1 pseudogene is annotated in these 441 nt (G+C 71.9%); it reads right to left on the bottom strand.

Annotation, left to right across the window (positions count from 1 at the left end):
- A pseudogene (locus tag IF28_RS0135785) lies at positions 1-441 on the bottom strand (thiamine pyrophosphate-binding protein); the annotation flags it as partial.

Consider the following 441-nt stretch of genomic DNA (forward strand, 5'->3'; position numbering starts at 1 on the left):
GCCGTTGGCGAGGTAGCCGTCGGAGAGGAGGAAGACGGGGGTGCGGTAGGTGAGGGCGATACGGGCGGCCTCGAGGGCGGCGTCGAAGCAGTCGGCGGGGGTGCGGGGGGCGACGACCGGGACGGGTGCCTCGCCGTTGCGGCCGTACATGGCCTGGAGCAGGTCGGCCTGTTCGGTCTTGGTCGGCAGGCCCGTGGAGGGGCCGCCGCGCTGGATGTCGATGATCAGCAGCGGCAGTTCGAGGGAGACCGCGAGGCCGATGGTCTCGGACTTCAGGGCCACACCGGGACCGGAGGTGGTCGTCACGGCGAGGGAGCCGCCGAAGGCCGCCCCGAGTGCCGCGCCGATCCCGGCGATCTCGTCCTCGGCCTGGAAGGTCCGCACACCGAAGTTCTTGTGCCGGCTCAGCTCGTGCAGGATGTCCGACGCCGGCGTGATCGG

It is taken from the genome of Streptomyces sp. NRRL WC-3626 (assembly GCF_000718785.1).
Taxonomy (GTDB): Bacteria; Actinomycetota; Actinomycetes; order Streptomycetales; family Streptomycetaceae; genus Streptomyces; species Streptomyces edwardsiae.